19 protein-coding genes and 1 pseudogene are annotated in these 21,307 nt (G+C 67.8%); 4 read left to right on the plus strand and 16 right to left on the minus strand.

What is annotated here, in order from left to right:
* The first annotated feature begins 636 nt into the window (after window positions 1–636).
* On the plus strand, window positions 637–1,878 hold the full coding sequence (locus LGM42_RS17875; RefSeq protein WP_059584421.1) for an NAD(P)/FAD-dependent oxidoreductase: 1,242 nt from the start codon (window positions 637–639) through the stop codon (window positions 1,876–1,878).
* A gap of 51 nt (window positions 1,879–1,929) precedes the next feature.
* Here the strand turns inward: LGM42_RS17875 and LGM42_RS17880 are convergent, their stop codons facing one another.
* The 10 genes from LGM42_RS17880 to LGM42_RS17925 form a co-directional block, all read right to left on the minus strand.
* On the minus strand, window positions 1,930–3,075 hold the full coding sequence (locus tag LGM42_RS17880) for an alpha-hydroxy acid oxidase (RefSeq protein WP_226232786.1): 1,146 nt from the start codon (window positions 3,073–3,075) through the stop codon (window positions 1,930–1,932).
* Window positions 3,076–3,253: 178 nt separating this feature from the next.
* Window positions 3,254–4,021 (minus strand): FadR/GntR family transcriptional regulator, encoded by a 768-nt coding sequence (locus tag LGM42_RS17885; RefSeq protein ID WP_060314314.1) that lies wholly within the window; start codon window positions 4,019–4,021, stop codon window positions 3,254–3,256.
* A 68-nt stretch (window positions 4,022–4,089) separates the two neighbouring features.
* A complete protein-coding gene (locus LGM42_RS17890) occupies window positions 4,090–4,980 on the minus strand; it encodes an amidohydrolase family protein (protein WP_226232787.1) in 891 nt (296 codons plus the stop codon).
* A 70-nt stretch (window positions 4,981–5,050) separates the two neighbouring features.
* Window positions 5,051–5,992 carry an ABC transporter substrate-binding protein gene (locus tag LGM42_RS17895; protein ID WP_059502372.1) on the minus strand — a complete coding sequence of 314 codons (942 nt, stop codon included), beginning with the start codon at window positions 5,990–5,992 and terminating at the stop codon, window positions 5,051–5,053.
* Window positions 5,993–6,086: 94 nt separating this feature from the next.
* On the minus strand, window positions 6,087–7,124 hold the full coding sequence (locus LGM42_RS17900) for an ABC transporter permease (protein WP_059584416.1): 1,038 nt from the start codon (window positions 7,122–7,124) through the stop codon (window positions 6,087–6,089).
* Between the two features lie 26 nt (window positions 7,125–7,150).
* A complete protein-coding gene (locus LGM42_RS17905; protein ID WP_060314311.1) occupies window positions 7,151–8,689 on the minus strand; it encodes a sugar ABC transporter ATP-binding protein in 1,539 nt (512 codons plus the stop codon).
* Between the two features lie 12 nt (window positions 8,690–8,701).
* Entirely contained in the window at window positions 8,702–9,478 is a 777-nt protein-coding gene (locus tag LGM42_RS17910) for an SDR family oxidoreductase (RefSeq protein WP_226232788.1), read from the minus strand.
* Window positions 9,479–9,567: 89 nt separating this feature from the next.
* Complete coding sequence (locus tag LGM42_RS17915; protein WP_226232789.1) at window positions 9,568–10,845, minus strand: L-fuconate dehydratase; 1,278 nt, start codon at window positions 10,843–10,845, stop codon at window positions 9,568–9,570.
* Between the two features lie 23 nt (window positions 10,846–10,868).
* A complete protein-coding gene (locus LGM42_RS17920; RefSeq protein WP_226232790.1) occupies window positions 10,869–11,711 on the minus strand; it encodes an ureidoglycolate lyase in 843 nt (280 codons plus the stop codon).
* A gap of 79 nt (window positions 11,712–11,790) precedes the next feature.
* Window positions 11,791–12,555, minus strand: a complete 765-nt coding sequence (locus LGM42_RS17925; RefSeq protein WP_226232791.1) for an SDR family oxidoreductase — start codon at window positions 12,553–12,555, stop codon at window positions 11,791–11,793.
* A 664-nt stretch (window positions 12,556–13,219) separates the two neighbouring features.
* Between LGM42_RS17925 and LGM42_RS17930 the strand changes: the two genes are divergently transcribed.
* The 3 genes and pseudogenes from LGM42_RS17930 to LGM42_RS17940 all read left to right on the plus strand — a co-directional run bounded on the left by LGM42_RS17930 (window position 13,220) and on the right by LGM42_RS17940 (window position 15,179).
* Window positions 13,220–13,510 (plus strand): DUF3331 domain-containing protein, encoded by a 291-nt coding sequence (locus tag LGM42_RS17930; RefSeq protein WP_006484717.1) that lies wholly within the window; start codon window positions 13,220–13,222, stop codon window positions 13,508–13,510.
* Between the two features lie 166 nt (window positions 13,511–13,676).
* Window positions 13,677–14,665 (plus strand): annotated as a pseudogene (locus LGM42_RS17935) (oxidoreductase).
* Between the two features lie 214 nt (window positions 14,666–14,879).
* Complete coding sequence (locus tag LGM42_RS17940; protein WP_050012329.1) at window positions 14,880–15,179, plus strand: DUF4148 domain-containing protein; 300 nt, start codon at window positions 14,880–14,882, stop codon at window positions 15,177–15,179.
* 193 nt (window positions 15,180–15,372) lie between these two features.
* On the opposite strand, the gene LGM42_RS17945 is transcribed toward LGM42_RS17940, so the two are convergent.
* The 6 genes from LGM42_RS17945 to LGM42_RS17970 form a co-directional block, all read right to left on the minus strand.
* Entirely contained in the window at window positions 15,373–16,566 is a 1,194-nt protein-coding gene (locus LGM42_RS17945) for a TauD/TfdA family dioxygenase (RefSeq protein ID WP_059584408.1), read from the minus strand.
* 23 nt (window positions 16,567–16,589) lie between these two features.
* Window positions 16,590–17,546 carry an alpha/beta hydrolase gene (locus LGM42_RS17950; protein ID WP_226232792.1) on the minus strand — a complete coding sequence of 319 codons (957 nt, stop codon included), beginning with the start codon at window positions 17,544–17,546 and terminating at the stop codon, window positions 16,590–16,592.
* Window positions 17,547–17,601: 55 nt separating this feature from the next.
* Complete coding sequence (locus LGM42_RS17955; protein WP_226232793.1) at window positions 17,602–18,090, minus strand: thioesterase family protein; 489 nt, start codon at window positions 18,088–18,090, stop codon at window positions 17,602–17,604.
* 10 nt (window positions 18,091–18,100) lie between these two features.
* Complete coding sequence (locus LGM42_RS17960) at window positions 18,101–19,066, minus strand: L-carnitine dehydrogenase (protein WP_226232794.1); 966 nt, start codon at window positions 19,064–19,066, stop codon at window positions 18,101–18,103.
* Window positions 19,067–19,155: 89 nt separating this feature from the next.
* Window positions 19,156–20,085 (minus strand): 3-keto-5-aminohexanoate cleavage protein, encoded by a 930-nt coding sequence (locus LGM42_RS17965; protein WP_059584402.1) that lies wholly within the window; start codon window positions 20,083–20,085, stop codon window positions 19,156–19,158.
* Window positions 20,086–20,146: 61 nt separating this feature from the next.
* Window positions 20,147–21,100, minus strand: a complete 954-nt coding sequence (locus LGM42_RS17970) for a choline ABC transporter substrate-binding protein (RefSeq protein WP_059584400.1) — start codon at window positions 21,098–21,100, stop codon at window positions 20,147–20,149.
* Window positions 21,101–21,307 lie beyond the last annotated feature (207 nt).

Raw genomic sequence — 21,307 nt, forward strand, 5'->3', positions numbered from 1 at the left:
GGAATGCGTCTCCGGCGAAACGCGATTCGCGGCTTTCAGGCGATCAACGCAATCGCATTCGCCAGCAGACGGACATTCGAGAAAATCGCTATCTTCTCCCACGTTTATGTCTTTTTCTTGGCGCGGTCGGCTGTCTCTCAGGGCAAGCGGCGCCATCATAACGGCCCGCCTCGGGCGAGTCCATACCTTTCAATTAAGCAGTCCCTCGAATTACGCCGGTAAGCCGGCGGTGCAGCGGGACCTGGATCTTCCGGAATGACGCAACGGGTAAATTTGGCAATTCCGCGATGCAGCATCGTACGATTTACCGATGCCCCGGATCAAATGATCAACACGATCGGCGGCTTATGACAGGGTGTCGACACGTGGTGTGCAACGCATCGAGAATCGCGGGCGCCGGCGCGCGCATGCCGTCGCCATCGACGAACGTCAGTGCCGCCCGCGCCTGGCGCCCGGTTAGAATCCGGAATATCGCGAATCGTAAGTACGCATCCGGCAAGCCGAATCGGTTTTTGCGAATCGCATGACATCGCGGGTATCCTGACGGCAAGCTGTCCGTCGGCAGCCCTCCTCCGGAATTCGCCCCGACTGCAACGTCGGTTTCCAACCTGTCTCGACCGTTGTTCATTCATACCGATGGATTTCGACGTCATCGTTCTCGGCGCCGGCATCGTCGGCGTCTGCGCCGCGCTGCACCTGCAGGATCGCGGCCGCAAGGTCGCCCTCGTCGATCGCGGCGCGCCCGGCGAAGGCACGAGCTTCGGCAATGCCGGGCTGATCGAGCGCTCGTCGGTCGAACCGTACCCGTTCCCCCGCAGCCCGTTCACGCTGATGCGTTATGCGCTGAACCGCTCGACCGACCTCTACTGGCACAGCGCGTCGCTGCCCGCGTTCGCACCGTGGCTCGCGCGGTTCTGGTGGGAATCGGCGCCGCTGCGTCACGCGGCGGCCTCGCGCGACATGCTGCCGCTGATCGAGCGCTGCATCGTCGAACACGACGCGCTGATCGCGCGGGCCGGCGCCGGTGAACTGGTCCGCGCCAGCGGCTGGCTGGAAGCGTTCCGCACGCCGGCCGCATTCGAGCGCGGCGTGGCCGACGCCGGCCTCACCGCGCGCCGCCACGGGCTCGGCATCACGCCGCTCGACGCGGCCGCGCTGCGCGCGCACGAACCGAGCCTCGCACCGGGCTTCTGCGGCGCGCTGCACTGGCTCGACCCGAAAAGCGTCGTCGATCCGGCCGCGCTCGTCAAAGCGTATGCGCAACTGTTCGTGCAGGGCGGCGGCACGCTGCTGACCGGCGACGCCGCGAGCCTCGACGCGCTGTCGCCCGGCTGGCAGGTCCGGACCGACGACGGCCCCGCGGCCGCGCCGGCCGTCGTCGTCGCGCTCGGCCCGTGGTCCGACACGGTGTTCGGCAAGTTCGGCTACAAGATCCCGCTGCGCGAGAAGCGCGGCTATCACATGCACTACGCGCCGTCCGCGCGCGGCGTGCCGTCGGCGCCGATCGTCGATCGCGAATACGGCTACGTGATCGCGCCGATGCGGCGCGGGCTGCGGCTGACGACCGGCGTCGAGATCGCGCGGCGCCGCGTGCCGCCCACCGGCGTGCAGCTCGAACGCGCGGAACGCGTCGCGCGGCCGGTGTTCGGTTTCGGCGAGCGGCTCGACCCGCATCCGTGGCTCGGCTTCCGGCCGTGCACGCCCGACATGCGCCCGGTGATCGGCCCCGCGCCCGCGCATCGCGGGCTGTGGTTCGCGTTCGGGCACAACCATCACGGGCTGACGCTCGGCCCCGTCACCGGCCGCCTGCTCGCCGAGATGATGACCGGGGAAGCACCGTTCACCGATCCGGCGCCGTATCGCGCGGATCGCTTCTGAGCGGGCGATGCCGGCCGGCACGCAGGCCTGACGGCGTCGTGCCCGCCGCCGTCAGCGAAAACGAAGCTGGCCCCGCCCGAGCTGAGAAACGGACGCGCAGCCCATCAGCCGCATGTCCCGCTCGATCTCCGTGCGCATCAGCTGCAACGCGCGCTCGACGCCGGGCTGCCCGGCGGCGGCGAGCGGAAACAGGTAATAGCGCCCCAGCCCGACGGCCTTCGCACCGAGCGCCAGCGCCTTGAGCACGTGCGAACCCCGTTGCACGCCACCATCCATCATCACGTCGATCCGGTCGCCCACCGCATCGACCACCTCGGCAAGCTGGTCGAACGCGGCGCGCGAGCCGTCCAGTTGCCGTCCGCCGTGGTTCGACAACACGATGCCGGTGCAGCCGATGTCCACCGCCCTGCGCGCGTCGTCGACCGACATCACGCCTTTCAGGCAAAACTGCCCGTTCCACTCCCGCACCATCGCGGCGACGTCGTCCCACGACATCGACGGATCGAGCATGTCCGTGAAGTAACGGCTGATCGACATCGCGCCGCCGCCCATGTCGACATGCTGGTCGAGTTGCGGCAAACGGAACCGCTCGTGGGTCAGGTAGTTGATCGCCCAGGCCGGCTTCAACGCGAATTCGGTAAGCCCCGCGAGCGTCAGCCGGAACGGAATCGAAAAGCCGGTGCGCTTGTCGCGCTCGCGATTGCCGCCGGTGATGCTGTCCACCGTCAGCATCATCACGTTCACGCCGGCCTCCCTCGAGCGGTTCATCATCTCGCGGTTGAGGCCGCGGTCCTTGTGAAAATAGAACTGGTAGACCTGCGGGCCCGGGCTGATCGCACGGGCTTCTTCCAGGCTCACGGTGCCGAGCGACGACACGCCGAACATCGTGTCGAATTTCGCGGCGGCGGCGGCGACCGCGCGCTCGCCGTCATGGTGAAACAGGCGTTGCAGCGCGGTCGGCGAACAGTACACCGGCATGCCGAGCTTTTGCCCCATGACCGTCACCGACAGATCGACGTCGCGCACGCCGCGCAACACGTTCGGCACGAGATCGCAGCTTTCGAACGCGCTCGTGTTGCGTCGATACGTGGTTTCATCGTCGGCCGCGCCGTCGATGTAATTGAAGATCGGCCCCGGCAACCGTCGCCTGGCCAGCTCGCGGAAGTCGTGGAAATTGTGGCAATCGTTCACGCGCATTCGTCACACTCCATTCGGCGCGCGAGCGGCATGCCGATCGACCGGCGCGCATCGCTCGCATCGCAGCGTTCGTTCTGTCCCGGCGGCCGATACCCTCGTGCGATGCGCACGCCGCATCGGCACGCGAAAATCCGCATCGCGTCGGCCGCGGCCGACCATGCGGCGAATCGGCTCGCGCTCAGTCGAGCGCACGGCCAAAGATGCGGATCACTTCATCGAGATGCTCGGCCATCGCGCGACGCGCGGCGTCGGGGTCGCGCGCGCGGATCGCGTCGAGGATCGCGCGGTGTTCCAGCTCCGAGCGGTGCGGCATGTCGTTCGGCATGTACAGCGACTGCAGCCGCTGGAACATCGGGTCGTACTTGTGCGCCAGCAGTTGCTTGATCATCAGCGCATACGCGGCGTTGTCGCTCGCTTCCGCGATGCGGATATGGAACAGCCGGTCGCCCGGGTGCGTGAGCGAGCCGCTGCGGTTGTCGTCCTGGTTGCGCAGGAACGCTTCGTGGATACCTTCGATCTGCGCGTCCGAGCCGTGCCGCGCGGCCAGCGACGCGGCTTCCGGCTCGATCAGCCGGCGCGCCTGCAGCAGCGCGAACGGCGGGATTTCGGTATCGAGATCGAGTGCGATGCCGAGCTCCGGATCGATCTCGACGATCGAGAACGGCGCGACCGTCCCGACCGGTGCCGGCGCGGGTTCGGGCGCGGCCGCCGTTTCAGGAAGCCGCACCTTCACGCCGTCGCCGACGCGCACGCTGACGAGCCCGCTCACCTCGAGCGCGATCAGCGCCTCGCGCACCGACGTGCGAGACACGCCGAACTGTTCGGCGAGCTCGCGCTCGGGCGGCAGATAGCTGCCCGGCGGGAAATCGCCCGACTCGATCATCGCGCTGAGCTTGTCGGCGATCTGCTGGTAGAGGCGGCGGTTCTGAATCGGCTGGATGGACATACGTTGACGCTGGTAATCGGTTTCGTTGCGGACGGCCCGACGCATCGCACAGACCGCTCGCGCCTATTCTATATGCCGCGCTTCACATCGCCCGGCACCGCGTAGCAACGCGCGGCCGTGCCGCCCCACAACGCGCCGCGCTCGGCCGCCGACAGCCGCGATTCGGCCCAGCGCTCGACGAGCGACGCCACCTCGTCATACGACGCCGCGAGCAGGCACACGGGCCAGTCCGATCCGAACATCAGCCGCTGCGGGCCGAATGCGTCGAGCGCCGCGTCGAGGCACTGCTCGATATGCCGGATGTCCTGCGCGCGCAGGCCGCGCCGCCAGTCGGCCTCGGTCACGAGCCCCGACAGCTTGCATGCGACGTGCGGCAGCGCGCCGAGCTCGCGCAGCGACGCGCGCCAGCGTGCGAACGCGGTGTCGTCGCGCCCGAACTCGGCGAGCGCCGGCTTGCCGCAATGATCGAGCACGAGCCAGTGCACATCGTGCCGCGCGCAGAACGCACGGACCGCCGGCAACTGGCGTTCGAACACGAGCACGTCGTACACGTAGCCGTTCGCCTGCAGCCACGCCACACCGCGATTGAAAGCGGGATCGGCGACGAATGCGCCGACGTCGGCTTCGTCCTGCACCTGATGACGAAAGCCGCGCAGCTTCGGGCTGCGCCACTCGGCGACGCGGTCGGCCAGCGCCGGCGCACCGAGATCCTCCCAGCCGACCACCGCCGCGATGCGCGCGTCGTCGCGCGCGAGGTCGAGCAGGAACGCCGTCTCGTCGCGCCCGGCGCGCGCCTGCACCGCGATCGACGCGCCAAGCGCCTGCGCATGCAGTTGCGGCCAGAGCATATCGGGCAGGTAGTCGCGCGCGAGCACGCCCATGCCGGGGCTGATCCACGGATAGTCGGCCGCGCGATAACGCCAGAAGTGCTGATGCGAATCGATACGCACTGCGCCCATGATCCCCTCGTGTTCAATCGACTCGGCGGCGGCGGCGCGCATCGTCGCGATCGCCGCCGGCACGCCACGCTCAGTCGTACAACACCGCCGCGATCTTCGGATCGTCGATATTGGTCTTGTCGTACCAGTAGAAGCCGGTATCGATGACCTTCGGCAGCTTCTCGCCCTTGATCGCCTTCACGGCCGCCTCGACCGTCTTGTAGCCGATCCCGATCGGGTTCTGCGTGATCGCGCCGGCCATCAGCCCGCTGCGGATCGCATCCTTCTGCTGCTTGCCGGAGTCGTAGCCGACGATCACGACCTTGCGCTTCATCTCGCGCACGCCGTTGACCACGCCGATCGCCGAGCCCTCGTTGGTGCCGAACAGCCCCTTGAGCTTCGGATACGCCTGCAGGATCGACTTCGTCACTTCGGTCGATTTCAGCTGATCGCCTTCGCCGTACTGCACGGTCACGACCTGCACCTTCGGGTGCGCGGATTTCATCCGTTCGAGGAAGCCGTCGCGGCGGTCGATGCCGGTGCGGCTCGTCTGGTCGTGCGCGACCACGGCAACCTGCCCTTCGTCGCCGATCAGCGCGGCGAGCTTGTCGGCGGCGAGCGCGGCGGCCGCCTTGTTGTTGGTCGCGGCCGTCGTTACCGGAATGTCGCTGTCCACGCCCGAATCGAACGCGATCACCGGGATCTTCTCGGCCTGCGCCTTCTTCAGCAACGGCAGCGCGGCCTTGCTGTCGAGCGCCGCGAAGCCGAGCGCGGCCGGCTTCTTCGCAATCGCGGCCGACAGCATGTCGATCTGCTTGTCGACCATCGCCTCGGTTTCCGGCCCTTCGAACGTCACCTTCACCTTGTAGTCCTTCGCGGCCTGCGTCGCGCCCGATTTCACGGCCTGCCAGAACTGATGCTGGAAGCCTTTCGAGATCAGCGGGATGTACGTCTCCTGCGCCTGCGCGCCGGCCGTGACGCCGACGGCGAACGTCAGCCCGACGATCGCGTTCAACACCTTGCTCCTGATCACTTCGCGTCTCCTTGGTTGGTATCGACTGAAATGCCGGCCCGGCCGGCGGTGCAGCGCCTGGGTGCCCGTGTTCGTTTCTTCCTGCGCGCGTGCATCAGCGGCGGCGCCGGCGCAGGATGTCCACATAGACGGCGAGGATGATGATCACGCCCGTCACGACCGTCTGCCATTCCTGCGCGACCGACATGATGCGCAACCCGTTGGTCAGCACGCTCATGATGAACGCGCCGATGATGGTGCCGACGATGCTGCCCGCGCCGCCCGACAGCGACGTGCCGCCGATCACGACGGCCGCGATCGCATCGAGCTCGTAGCCCTGCCCGAGCGCCGGCTGCGCGGAATTGAGCCGCGACGCGATCAGCAGGCCGGCGATCCCGCACACCGCGCCGCTGAACGTGTACACGGCGATCTTCCACGCGTCGACGTTCACGCCGGACAACCGCAGCGCTTCCTCGTTGCTGCCGAGCGCGAACGTGTAGCGGCCGAAGATCGTCCGATTCAGCACGATCGACGCGCCGATCGCGACGAGGAACAGGATCAGCACCGCGTTCGGGATCGGCAGCGCGGGGATCAGGTTGCCGATCAGCGAATCCTGCGCGATCGACGTGAAGCCCGGCGTATCGTTGAAGTAGATCGGCCGCGTGCCCGAGATCACGAGCGACAGCCCCTTGAGCAGCATCATCATGCCGAGCGTCGCGATGAACGGCGGCACCTTCATCTTCGCGATCACGAAGCCCGACACGCAGCCCGACAGCGCGCCGAAGCACAGCGCGGCCAGGATCCCGAGCGGCAGCGGCATCCCCCACTTCGTCAACACGACGCCGGCCATCACCGCGCAGAACGTCATCAGCGTGCCGACCGACAGGTCGATGCCGGACGTGATGATCACGTACGTGCACGCGACGGCCAGCACGCCGTTCACGGCGGTGGCCTGCAGGATCGACACGAGGTTGTCGACTTCGAGGAAGTTCGACGACGCGAAGCTGAAGAACGCGATCAGCAGCACGAGGCTCGCGAACGCGAGCAGCTTCTGCCGCGCGGCCGGGTTGAAGAAGCGCGACTTCAGGCTCGATGCGGCGGCCGGCGTGTCGCCGGTGGCCAGGGGCGGAACGGGATGCGTATCGTTGGACATGATCGTTAGGCGTCTGAGCGTCTGATTCAGGACAACACGGTCGACTCGCGCTGCGTCGCGAGCTGCATGATCTTTTCCTGCGTGGCGTCGGCCGCGCGCAATTCGCCGGTCACGCGGCCTTCGCACATCACGAGAATCCGGTGGCTCATGCGCAGCACCTCGGGCAACTCCGACGAGATCATCACGATCGCCTTGCCGTCGGCGGCCAGCGCGTCGAGCAGCTTGTAGATCTCGCTTTTCGCGCCGACGTCGATGCCGCGCGTCGGCTCGTCGAAGAACAGGATGTCGCAGTCGCGCAGCAGCCACTTCGCGATCACGATCTTCTGCTGGTTGCCGCCCGACAGCAGTCGCGCGGGCTGCGCGACCGACGGCGTGCGGATCGCGAGCCGCCGTACGTACGACTGCGCGGCGTCGCGCATCGCGCGCGCATCGAGGAACAGGCCGCGGCGCACGAAGCGGCGCATGCTCGACAGCGCGATGTTGTTCTGCACGTCCATCCCGACCGCGAGCCCGAAGTGCTTGCGATCCTCGGACAGGTAGCCGATGCCATATTTCACCGCATCGGCGGGCGTGCGGATCGTCACGGCCCGGCCGTGCACGCGGATCTCGCCCGCGTCCACCGGATCCGCGCCGAATACCGCACGCGCGACCTCGGTGCGGCCCGCGCCCATCAGCCCGGCGAAGCCGAGGATCTCGCCGCGCCGCAGCGTGAAGCCGACGTCGCGGATCGCGCGGCCGCGCGACAGCCCGCGCACCTCGAGCGCAATCTCGTTCGCGGACGTATCGGGCGGCGTGCGGCTTTCCGTATCGAGCTGGCGGCCGACCATCATCGAGATGATCGATTCCATCGACGTGTCCGCCATCGGCACGGTCGCGACATACTTGCCATCGCGCATCACGGTCACGCGATCGGCGATCTGGCGCAGCTCGTCCATCTTGTGCGAGATGTACACGATGCCGACCCCGTTCGCGCGCAGGTCGCGGATGATGCGGAACAGTTCGGCGATCTCCGCGTTGTTCAGCGCGGCGGTCGGCTCGTCCATGATCAGCGCGCGCGAGTCGAACGACAGCGCCTTCGCGATCTCGACCATCTGCTGCTTCGCGACCGTCAGCCGGCCGACCGGCGTGCGCGGGTCGAGATCGAGCCGCATCCGCCGGAAGATCGCCGCCGCGTCGCGGTTGAGTTTCTCTTCGTCGACGAACACGCCGAAGCGGCCGCGCGGCTCGCGACCGATGAAGATGTTCTGCGCGACGCTCAGGTGATTCATCAGGTTCAGCTCCTGATGGATGATGCCGATGCCGAGCGCCTGGGCGGTGCGCGGATCGGCGATCTCCACCGGGCGGCCGTCCATCCGGATCTCGCCTTCGTCCTTCTGGTACACGCCCGCGAGAATCTTCATCAGCGTCGACTTGCCGGCGCCGTTCTCGCCCATCAGCGCATGCACTTCGCCCGCGCGCAGGTCGAAACGGCAATCGTCGAGCGCCTGCACGCCCGGAAAGCGCTTGCCGATGCCGGTCAGCGCGATCAGCGGCGGGGCGGTGTTCGGGTTCAGGTCGGGTTGCATCGCGCGCGGCCCTCAGCTGATCGCACGATCGAGATGCGTATAGCCGCCATCGACGAACAGCCACTGGCCCGTCGTGTGCGATGCGCGATCCGACAGCAGGAACACGGCCGTGTCGGCAATTTCGTCGGCCGTCGTGAAGCGCCGGCCGAGCGGCACCTTGCCGGCAATCTCCGCGACCTTCGCTTGCGGGTCGTCGAAGCCGGCGATCCAGTTCTGGTAGAGCGGCGTCATCACTTCGGCCGGGATCACCGCGTTCACGCGCACGCCGTCGTCGCGCAACGCGACCGCCCATTCGCGCGTCAGCGCGAGCTGCGCGCCCTTCGACGCGCAATAGCCGCTCGTGTTGCCCTGCCCGGTCACGGCCGTCTTCGACGAGATGTTGACGATCGCGCCGCGCGCCGCCTTCAGGTGCGGCACGCAGTAATGCGCCATCACGTAGTAGTGGATCAGGTTGCGTTCGAGCGATGCGACGAACGCGTCGCGCCCGGCGTCGAGCCCGATGCTGTCGTTGATGCCCGCGTTGTTGACGAGCCCGTCGATACGGCCGAACCGCGCGATGGTCTGTGCAACGGCGTCGCGGCACTGCGCGTCGTCCTGCAGTTCGACCGTGACGCAAGCGGCGCGCGGCTGTTTCCGCGTGAGTTCGCGCCAGAAGCCGTCGTCCGGTGCGTGGCGCGCGAACACCGCCGGTATCGCGCCTTCGCCGGCCAGCCGCATCGAGATCGCGGCGCCGATGCCCGACGCGCCGCCGGTCACGATCACGACCTTGTCTTGCAGATTCAAATCCACTTCGCGTCTCCGTCGTTCATGTTGTCGCCGTGCACGGCGCGCGGGGTGCGCCCGACGCGCACAGCGCGCGCCGTCGTGCGTCGCCCGCGTCAGCCGCGGAACCGGTACTGCTCCAGCGATTCGGGCTTCATCTCGATCGAGAAACCGGGCGCGGTCGGCGGCATGTACGCCGCGTTGCGCACCACGCACGGCTCGACGAAATGCTCGTGCAGGTGATCGACGTACTCGGTCACGCGCCCTTCCTTCGTGCCGGAGATGCACACGTAATCGATCATCGACAGATGCTGCACGTATTCGCACAGCCCGACGCCGCCCGCATGCGGGCACACCGGCAGCCCGTATTTCGCGGCCATCAGCATCACCGCGAGAATCTCGTTCACGCCGCCGAGCCGGCACGCATCGATCTGCACGACGTCGATCGCGCCGCGCGCGATGAACTGCTTGAACAGCACGCGGTTCTGGCACATCTCGCCGGTCGCGACCTGCACCGGCGCGATCGCGTCGCGGATCTTGCGATGCCCTTCGACGTCGTCGGGGCTCGTCGGCTCCTCGATGAACCACGGCCGCGCGAACGCGAGCTCGCGCACCCAGTCGATCGCCGCGTCGACTTCCCACACCTGGTTCGCGTCGATCATCAGCTTGCGCTCGGGGCCGATCACCTCGCGCGCGATCGTCACGCGGCGAATGTCGTCCTCGAGGTTCGCGCCGACTTTCAGCTTCACGTAGTCGAAACCCTCGTCCACCGCCTCGCGGCACAGCCGGCGCAGCTTGTCGTCGCTGTAGCCGAGCCAGCCGGCCGACGTCGTGTAGCACGGGTAGCCGTCGCGCTCCAGCGCGGCGATCCGCGCGGCCTTGCCGGGCGCCTGCCGGCGCAGCAGCTCGAGCGCTTCGTCCGGGCGCAGGCAGTCAGTCAGGTAGCGGAAGTCGATCGCCCGTACCAGTTCCTCCGGGCGCATGTCGGCGACGAGCCGCCACAGCGGCTTGCCGGCGGCCTTCGCCCACAAATCCCATACCGCATTGACGACGGCGCCCGTCGCCAGATGGATCGCGCCCTTGTCGGGGCCGATCCAGCGCAACTGGCTATCCGACGTGACGTGCCGCCAGAAGCGGCCCATGTCCTCGCGAATCCAGTCGAGGTCGAGGCCGACGACGAGGTGACGCATCGCGTCGATCGCCGCGCAGCAGATTTCGTTGCCGCGGCCGATGGTGAACGTGAGCCCGTGACCTTCGAGCCCGTCGCGGTCGGTTTCGAGCACGACGTAGGCCGCCGAATAATCGGGGTCCGGATTCATCGCGTCGGACCCGTCGAGCTGGCGCGAGGTCGGAAAGCGCACGTCGAGGACGCGCATCGATCGAATGATAGGCATGACGAACCGTCCGTTAAAGGGAATCAGGCCTGCACGGTGCGCTGGCGTTGCTCGCCGAGCCCGTCGATGCCGAGCGTGATCACCTGTCCGGCACGCAGGTAGACGGGCGGCTTCTGCCCGAGGCCGACGCCCGGCGGCGTGCCGGTCGAGATCACGTCGCCCGGCTGCAGGCTCATGAAGCGGCTCAGGTAGCTGATCAGGTACGGCACGCGGAACACCATCGTCGCGGTCGTGCCGTTCTGGTAGCGGTGGCCGTCCACCTCGAGCCACAGCCGCAACGCGTGCGGATCGGGCACTTCGTCGGCCGTCACGAGCCACGGGCCGATGGGGCCGAACGTGTCGTTGCCCTTGCCCTTGTCCCACGTGCCGCCGCGCTCGAGCTGGTATTCGCGCTCCGACACGTCGTTGACGACGCAGTAGCCGGCGACGTGCGACAGCGCATCGGCTTCGTCGATATAGCGGCCGCCCTGGCCGATCACCACACCGAGCTCGACTTCCCAGTCGGTTTTCTCCGAGCCCCGCGGGATCTCGACGTCGTCGTTCGGGCCCGAGATCGCGCTCGTCCACTTGCCGAACACGACGGGCTCCTTCGGCACCTCCATCCCCGATTCGGCCGCGTGATCCGAGTAGTTGAGCCCGATGCAGATGAACTTGCCGACGCGGCCGACGCACGCGCCGAGCCGCGGCGTGCCGTCGACGCGCGGCAGCGACGACGGGTCGAGATCGCGCAGCCGCGCGAGCGACGCGGGGGTCAGCGCGTCGCCGGCGATATCGTCGATCACGCCGGACAGGTCGCGAATGTGGCCCTGCGCATCCAGCAGGCCCGGCTTTTCATGGTGTTTGTCGCCAAATCTCAGCAGTTTCATGTCGTTGTCTGAACGGAAAGTGAATGGGAAGGCGTGGTCGGGCAGACGCGGTCGGCTAGACGCGGTCGGCTAGACGCGGTCAGTTCGACCAGCCGCCGTCGATCAGGTGAATCGTGCCGGTGGTGAACGACGCTTCGTCGGACGCCAGATACAGCGCGAGCGCGGCCACTTCGTCCGCGGTACCGATGCGGCCGATCGGCTGGCGCGCGACGAATGCCTGGCGTACCTCGTCGGCGGACACGTGGCGCGTGCGCGCCTGGTCGGCGATGCGTTGCTCGAGCGACGGCGATTCGATCGTGCCCGGGCAGATCGCGTTGCAGCGGATGCCGCGCTCGACGAAATCGGCGGCTACCGCCTTGGTCAGCCCGATCACGGCCGCCTTGGTGGTGCCGTACACGAAGCGGTTCGGCACGCCCTTCACGCTCGACGCGGCCGACGCCATGTTGACGATCGACGCGCCGCCGGCTTCGAGCATCGCGGGCAACAGCGCGCGGATCAGCCGGTACATCGACGTGACGTTCAGGTTCAGCGAGAACGCCCACGCGTGTTCGTCGCACTCGAGGATCGAGCCGTGGTGCACGTAGCCCGCGCAGTTGAACAGCACGTCGAACGCGCGTTCGCTCGCGGCGAGCGCCGTGATGTCGCTCGCGTCGGTGACGTCGAGCCGCCGCGTGACCAGCCGGCCGCCCGCACGCTCGGCGTCGGCCTCGAGCCGCACCAGCGCGGCTTCGTTGACGTCCGTCGCCAGCACGTCGGCGCCCTCGCTCGCGAACCGCAGCGCGGTCGCGCGGCCGATGCCCTGCCCGGCCGCCGTCACCAGCGCGCGTTTGCCCTGCAATCTCATGAGCATGTCTCCGAAAAAGCCGGCCGCCAGTCGGCCGATTGGCACAAAGGACTAAAGGTCCAACCAATCATAGGAAGGGACGGCGTGTTTGTCACGAACTTGGGATTCAGTATTTACCCAGGGCTGTTCAATCCGTCGGTCGCAAGAATTCGGTGGGCGAGCGGCGTTGAAGTGCCACCCCGCGGTCCGCTCAAACCCAATACCAGCGGGCCTTCCAGCCGATCACCGGGCAACGTCCGGCGCGGCGGACAACGTAAACTGACAAAAAAGTCATGTTCGCGTCAGGGTGTCAACGGGTGGCGCACGTCATCATGGTGCTGCCGGACCGCGCTTCCGGTACATCGCCCCCCTGCCCGCGCCGGATCCCTGCGGGCACCTCCGTCCCCCGGCGATGTATCCCGTGACTGGGCGAGCAGACACGGCGCGCGGCCCGATTTTCCGCCCCGGACTTTCCGTCCGGGGCTTTTTGTTCATGGTTTTTCAAGAAAATAAGCGCGGATTGTTTCTAAATCGGCAAAAGGTAATTCGAGCCGGACAGGATGTTTTTTCCGGTCACAGACGCTTACATTTAGCGCACCACTCATGGAAACCGCTACGGATTCGCCATCGGGTAGTGACATCCACTGCCACGGCCGAAACCGCACGAGCTTTAGGAAACGGCAAAATGAAGGCCTCCAAATCCCTGCCTGCGCTCGATCCCGCCGACGTCCACGTCGAAATTCTGGAACGTTCCGATACGCTGCTCGTCGTGCGCTGGGTCGAACCCGGCCGCTGTCACTACGGCGAACAACGCTGGCGCCGCCGCTTCGCGCAGCGCACCGGCACCTGCGCGCTGTCGCGCCAGGTCATTCACCGCGGCGACGAAGTGTTCCGCCCGGCCGAGCGCCCGGCCCCCGCGAACGCCGCCGCCATGATCTCCGCCGCCGAGGTGCTCGCGCTGGCCGGCAGCAGGTAACGCCTGCCGGCCGTGCGCCGGGCTGGCGGTGCCACGCCATATGCCAGCCCTAGAAGCGCCGGTCTAATTCTCCTGCTTGTCTGCGACGTCCGTCCACACTATCGTTACATCACTCGATGTAACGATTACGTGTCGCGGCCGACCGGCCGCGCCGATGGAGGCAGACATGCATGCATGGAGCGCGCGCCACGTCCCGGCGCAAGGCGGCAAGGTCGCGGTCGTGACGGGCGCCAACAGCGGCCTCGGCTGGCAGCTCGCGGAGACGCTGGCCGCGAAAGGCGCGACGGTCGTGATGGGCTGCCGCGACGCCGCGCGCGGCGCGCAGGCGGCCGACGCGATCCGCCGGCTTCATCCTCATGCACGCGTCGAAGTCGATCCGCTCGACCTCGCCGATCTCGCGTCGATCGCGCGCTTCGCGGCCGACGTCGGCGAACGCCACGGCCGCGTCGACATCCTGTGCAACAACGCCGGCGTGATGTTCCTGCCGCTGCGGCACACGCGCGACGGCTTCGAGATGCAGTTCGGCACCAACCACCTTGGCCATTTCGCGCTGACCGGCCATCTCTTCTGCCGGCGCTGGGCGCCGCGCGCCGGCCGCGCGTCGTCACGATGTCGAGCGGCTTCAACCGCGGCGGCCGGATTCGCGTGGACGACCTGCGCGCCGCGCAGCGCTACAACCGTTATCTCGCTTACTGCGACAGCAAGCTCGCGAACCTCGTGTTCGCGATCGAGTTGCAGCGCCGCTTCGAACGCGCGGCGTTCGCCGGCATCAGCGTGGCCGCGCACCCCGGCTACGCGGCGACCAACCTGCAGTTCGCGGGCCCGGCGATGGACCGCTCGCCCGCTCGCGCCGCGCTGATGCGTGCCGCGAACCGTTATCTCGCCCAGCCGGCCGACCAGGGCGCGCTGCCGGCGATTCATGCGGCGACGTCGCCCGATGTGGCCGGCGGCGCGTATATCGGTCCGTCCGGCTGGTTCGAATCGCGCGGGCTGCCGGCGCCGGCGAGCGTGCCGCGCGCGGCGCGCAATGCGGCGTCCGCGGCGTTGCTGTGGGAAGCATCGGAAGCCGCGACGGGTGTGCGCTTTCTCAGCGCCGACGCGCCCGCCGGACGCTCGCAGCGCCGACCGTTCGACACGGCGGCCGAGGCGCGCTGAACCGCGCACCGCCCGCCGCAACATTCTTCATACTTATTACGCCCACCGAAAAGAAAGCCCGTTGAAAGACTGATTCGACGCCGCACTGTTACCAGCCAGGAAACAATTTATCGTCAAAATCAGCGTTTACCCTGAACACGCCGGTGACTAAGATTTGATCAATCGCTCAAGACATGGTGTCGAGAGCGAACTCAATAAAACACCGGAGGTCACCATGAAATCGCTCGTTTCCGCAGTCGTTGCCGCTGCCGCCCTGTCCGCTTCGTTCGGCGCGTTTGCCCAAAGCACCGTGACGCGCGCTCAAGTGCGCAACGAACTCGTCCAGCTCGAACAAGCCGGCTACAAGCCGGGCGTGTCGAGCCCGTACTACCCGAACGACATCCAGAGCGCCGAAGCGCGCGTGCATGGCGCCGACACCAGCGGCTACGGCGCGCAACCGGCGCCGCTCGTCCACTCGGGCGCACCGGCCGCCGCTTCGTCGAACGCACGCGACTCGATCTTCTTCGGCCAGTAAGCCGAGGCGCCCCGGCGGGCGCCGCGCGTCGCGCGATGAAGTCACGCAGTCCTGACGAGCCCCGTTCGCGGGGCTCGTGTTCTTTGTGAAACGCATACCTCCGCCGCCCGGCAGCGGGTGGCTTCGCCCGGACGCCCGGCGTCCGGGTGCTTTTTCCCCGAAAAGGCGTGCGTGAATGCGCCGTGTGCGGGGGTCAGCGCACCGCGGCCGGCACCGACCGCGACAGCACCCGCCACCGCGACAGCAACTCGTCGCGATCGACGTAGCAGCCCTGCAAGTGCCGGCGGCCCGTCGACGGCTCGAACGCCGTGCGCGCATGCAGCACGCGCCGGTTGTCGAACGCCCACATGTCGCCCGCCCGCAGTCGGCGCTGCACGCGAAAGCGCGGTTCGCGCGCCAGCGCGAGGAACCGCCGGTACGCGCGATAGACGGCCGCCACCGAGCCGGCCGGCGCATCGAGCGGCCCGCGCAGGAAGTTCGCGACACGCACTTCCGTCACGTTGCCGCGCGCATCGCGCCCGATCACCGGCGCCGAACAGCGGTAGTCGCTGTTCGCGCTCTTGTTCCAGAACTCGAACGGCGTCGACGCGAGCCGCTCGAAATCGTCCGGATGTTCGCGCCGCAGCGCATCCGCGAGCGCGAAGCCGTCGAGGAAGATGCTGTCGCCGCCCGTCGCATCGTTCGCAAGGCAATGCAGGAATTGCACGCCCGGCTGCAATTCGCGCGTCGGCAGGTCGGTGTGCGGCGGCAGATTCAGCGACGTATACGCATTGCTGTCCGGGCGCGGCTTCGATTCGACGTCGAACAGCACGCCGAAATTGCTTTCGCGGATCAGGCCGACGCGGCGCGCGATCTCGTCCACGCGGCCGCGCTCGGCCGGCACGCCCTCGACGAGCGTGAGCCCCGTGCGCTGCAATGCGCCGAGCCATGCGAACAACGCGCGGTCGTCATCCATCACGTCACGCCACGCGAACACACCGATCGCCGTTGCATCGTCGCCGGTCCATACGTGCCGCCCGTGCGCGGCCACGCGCTCGGCGCGCGACGCGTCGTCGTACGCATGCGCACGCAACCATCCCGGCGACCACGCGCTGCGGTGCCCGTCGTTCCATTCCACATGCAGCGCGCCGTCGGTTTCGACGTGCACGGTGAGCGCGGACAGATCGTCGCGCGCATCGGCGATCTCGAACACCTGTTCGCGCGTGATCGCATGCACGCACGCCGAACACGCGCAGTTGTCGCGCAGCCAGTCGAAATGAAATGGCGATCGTCGCGCGTCGCTCCACTCGACGTGCACCGCGCCATCGCCGATCGTCGCCGCCGCGATGGCCGCGTCAGCCGAAAACGTCCGCCAGTCCTCGATACGGTGTTGCGCTGCTGCCTGCATCGTTGCCTCCCGGAAAACGCCCGCTACGCGTATGGTGCGAGCAAGAACCCGCCGACCGTCCGGTGCATCCGTGCGGCCTGCGGGCTCGTCCCGAGCGCGCGCCAGCAGCCGTGCACCAGCCCCTCTCCCATCCAGTAGTGCGCGACGCCGCCGGCCGCGCGAATGCGCTCGACGTACACGCGCGCATCGTCTCGCAGCGGATCATGCTCCGCGCCGATCGCCAGCACCGGCGGCAGCCCGTCGAAGCGAGTGGCTTCGAGCGGCACCGACGCACGCAGCAGCGGATCGCCGTCGCGCAGCACGTCGCGAAGGCTGCCGCTCCAGTACAGCTCACGATAGCGGTGCACGTCGTCGAGCGTCAGCATCGGCGCGTGCGCTTCGGCTTCGCGCGCGGGCGATTGCGGTTCGAAGCCGAGCATCGGATAGACGAGCGCGATGCCGTCCACGCCGCTTTCGCCCGCATCGCGCAGCGCGGTCGCCACCGCCGCCGCGAGCATCCCGCCCGCGCTGTCGCCCGCGAGCGTCAGCGGATGCACGCAGCGCCCGAACGGCCAGCGCGCATCGCGTGCGGCACGCGTGACGGCCAGGCAATCTTCAAGCGCGGCCGGCGCACGGTGTTCGGGCGCCAGCCGATAGTCGACCGCGATCACGTCGACGCCGGTATCGGCCGCCAGTTGCGCGGTGATCAACGCATGGCTGTCGAGCGAGCCGACGACGAAACCGCCCCCATGAAAAAACAGCACCGTGCCGCGCGGCGCGCCGTGCCCGGACGTATAGCGCCGCAGCGCGATCGTGCGGCCGTCCGGCGCGTGCCACTCGGCGTTCTGCTGCACGATGCCGGCCGGCAGCGCGGCCGGCGTCCATTCGGCCGCGAAGCGGTCGTAGAGGCGGCGCTGCTCGTCGGGCGAGCGCGCCGCCGCATCGGCCGGATACCACGCGTCGACGGCCGCGACGAACGCCGCGATTTCCGGTTCGAGCATCGTGTGCGCTCCGCGGCGGAAGTGGAAGGTCGAAGATCGACGGTAAAGCGCGCCGCTAGCGCCGCGGCGGCAGCGCGATCACGCGGCCCGCATACGCGGGCGCCGCGCAATCGCGCTGCAACGCATGCAGTTCCGCCACGCGCGCGGCCACGTCGTCGTCGAACGGCGCCGATTTCGCGCCGTCGCGCGTATCGACGTGCAGCAGCATCTGCTCGCTCGCCGATACCGCGTCGTCATGCCCTTGCGCGAACAGTTCGAGATACAGGTGCAGCCGCTTCGCGTCGTGCGCGAGCACGCGCGCATCGACGCGCACCGGCGTGCCTTCCTTGATCTCGTGCAGGTAGTTCACGTGCGCTTCGAGCGTGTAGACCGAGCGACCCCGCGTGCGACGCGCGGCGTCGTCGAGGCCGATGCGATCCAGCAACGCATCGGTCGCGAAGCTGAAGATCAGCAGGTAGAACGCATCGCGCAGGTGGCCGTTGTAGTCGACCCAATCGGGCCGCACCACGTCGCGGTAAATCGTCAGCGGGGTATCGCCCGTCATCGCCTGTCCTTTATTCCTCGAATCGCATCCCGTGCCGCGCCTTCACCGCGGCGATCGCCTTCAGCACCTCGGTGATGCACTCGTCGCGATAGCGTTCGAGTTCCTTGATGCTGCGCGCGCCCTGCTGTTCGGTCGTGCCTTCGACGACGCTGTCGATCAGCGCGTCGGTGAGCTTCGGCGCGACCAGCTTCGTCCATGGCAGTTCGAGCGCGGGGCCGAACTGCTGCATGAAGTGTCGCATGCCCGCGTCGCCGCCGGCGAGCGTATAGGTCAGGAACGTGCCCATGAACGACCAGCGGATACCCGCGCCGAAACGGATTGCGTCGTCGATCTCGCCGGTCGTCGCGACGCCTTCGTTGACGAGATGCAGCGCCTCGCGCCACAACGCTTCGAGCAAACGATCCGCGATGAAGCCCGGCACTTCCTTGCGCACGTGCAGCGGCCGCATGCCGAGCCTGCGGTAGATCTCCATCGCGGCTTCGACCGCTTCCGGCGACGTGCGCGCGCCGCCGAGCACCTCGACGAGCGGCAGCAGGTAGACCGGATTGAACGGGTGGCCGACCACGCAGCGCTCCGGATGCGTCGCACGCGCGTAGAAGTCGGTCGGCAGCAGCCCCGACGTCGACGACGCGATGATCGCGTCCGGCTTCGCCGCGCGGCTGATCTGCTCGTGCAGTTCGAGCTTCAGCGCCTCGCGCTCGGGCGCGCTTTCCTGGATGAAATCGGCATCGGCGACGCACGCTTCGATCGTCGACACGAACCGCAGCCGCGCCGGATCGGCGCCCGGCGCGAGGCCGACGCGCTCCAGCGCGGGCCACGCGTTCGCGACGTTCGCGCGCAGCCGTGCTTCGGCGCCGGGCGCCGGGTCCCACACGACCACGTCGAGACCGTGCGCGAGCGCACGGCAAATCCATCCGCTGCCGATGACGCCGGTGCCGATCGCGGCGAACGTCTTGATGTCGGTCTTCACAGCCATGTCAACGCATCCTTCGAATCAGGGGAAATCGATGGCGGCCGCGCGTGGACGCACGCCGCCGTGTCATGCCGGTCAGTGGGTGAAAAAACTCACGCGAATTCGGCGATCGCGCGGCGTTCGAGCGGACGCTCGCCGCGCGCCGGCAAGCCGAGCTTGCGGCGGCCTTCGGCCGGCGTCAGCACGCGCCCGCCGAGCCGTTCGATGATTTCGCGCGCGCGCTCGACGAGCGTGCCGTTGGTCGCATGCACGCCGCGGTCGAGCCAGATGTTGTCTTCGAGTCCCACGCGTACGTGACCGCCGAGCAGCATCGCCTGCGCGACCATCGGCATCTGCATGCGGCCGATTCCGAAGCCGGCCCAGTGCGCACCCGGCGGCAGGTTGTCGACCATCGCCTTCATCGTGCCGGTGTCGGCCGGCGCGCCCCACGGGATGCCGAGGCACAGCTGGAACAGCGGCGGATCGTCGAGCAGCCCTTCCTTCAGCAACTGCTTCGCGAACCACAGATGGCCCGTATCGAAGATTTCCAGCTCAGGCTTCACGCCGAGTTCCTGGATGCGCTTCGCGCCGGCGCGCAACTGCGCGGGCGTCGACACGTAGATGTAATCGCCGTCGCCGAAATTCAGCGTGCCGCAGTCGAGCGTGCAGATCTCGGGCAACAGTTCCTCGACGTGCGCGAGACGCGTGAGGCCGCCGACGAGATCGGTGCCCTTGCCGAAGCGCATCGGGTCCTCGCCGGGGCCGATCTCGAGATCGCCGCCCATGCCGGCCGTCAAGTTGATGATCACGTCGACGTCGGCCGAGCGGATGCGGTCGACCACCTCGCGATACAGGTTCGGGTCGCGGCTGCCGCGCCCCGTTAGCGGATCGCGCACGTGGCAGTGGGCGACCGTCGCGCCGGCCTTCGCGGCTTCGATCGCGGCGGCCGCGATCTCCTTCGGCGTGACGGGAATCGCCGGATGCTTGCCGACCGTATCGCCAGCGCCGGTGACGGCGCAGGTGATGATGACTTCGTGATTCATGCTGGATGCCTCGCTTGATTCGGGTTGTGTCGCATTGCGGGTAGCGCGCGGGCGCCGGCCATCACAGACCGAGATACGCCTTCACGGCTGGCAGGCCGTCCTTGCCGTCGAACGTCTTGACGCCCGCGAGCCACGGATCGAGCACCTGCGGGTTTTTCTTCAGGTACGCCTTCGCGGCCTCGGCCGGCTTGGTCTTGTTCATCACCGACTGCATCAGCTGGTTCTCGAGCTGCGTCGAGAAGCGCAGGTTCGTCACGAGCTTGCCCGCGTTCGGGCAGCGCGCGATGAAGTCGGGCGCGGTGAGCGTGTACACGCGCGCCTCGCCGTAGTTCGGCCCGAACGCCGCGTCGCCGCCCGACAGGTAATTCATGCTGAGCTGGATGTTCATCGGGTGCGGCTCCCAGCCGAGGAACACGACCCACTTCTTCTCGCGAATCGCGCGCTCGACCGTCACGAGCATCCCGGCCTCGCTCGATTCGACGAGCTTGAAGCCGCCGAGCCCGTACTGGTTCGTGTCGATCATCTTCTGGATCGTCGCGTTCGCGCTGCTGCCCGGCTCGATCCCGTAGATCTTGCCGTCGAGTTCCGCGCGGTGTTTCGCGATGTCGTCGAAGGTCTTCAGGCCGGCCTGGTATGCGTAGCTCGGCACCGCGAGCGTCGCCTTCGCGCCGGACAGGTTCGGCGGCTCGACGACGTTGATCGATTTGCTGTCGAGGAACGGTTGCAACTGCTTCTGCTGCACGGGCCACCAATAGCCGAGCGACACGTCGAGCTGCTTGCTCTTGAGGCCGGCGAACGAGATCGGCACCGATGCGATCGTCGTGGTCGGCTTGTAGCCGAGCGCCTCGAACACGGTCGACGCGAGCGCGGTGGTCGACGTGATGTCGGTCCAGCCGATATCCGCGAAACGCACGGTGCGGCAGGTCGCGGCCTCCGTCTCGGCCAGCGCGGCCTGCGTGAACGCGCCCGTCGCCAGCACGGCCGCGGCAAGCGCGGCGATCTTCGTCGACTTCATGGTTCGATTCCTCCCGGTTGGTCTCGCGGCAGCCGGTGCGCGAAGTGTGCGCCGGCCTGCATCGTGGGAGTAAAAGTAACGAGCCATATTCGCCGCGAGAAGACCGGCGGCGACCTGTTCTTGCCTGTTTGCGACTATGAGTGGAAACCACTAGGTTTCGTCCGAGGCTTGACGGACGGGGGTTTGGGGTTTTTATGGAGATCCGCC

Source organism: Burkholderia sp. AU39826, from assembly GCF_020419965.1.
Lineage (GTDB): Bacteria > Pseudomonadota > Gammaproteobacteria > Burkholderiales > Burkholderiaceae > Burkholderia > Burkholderia semiarida.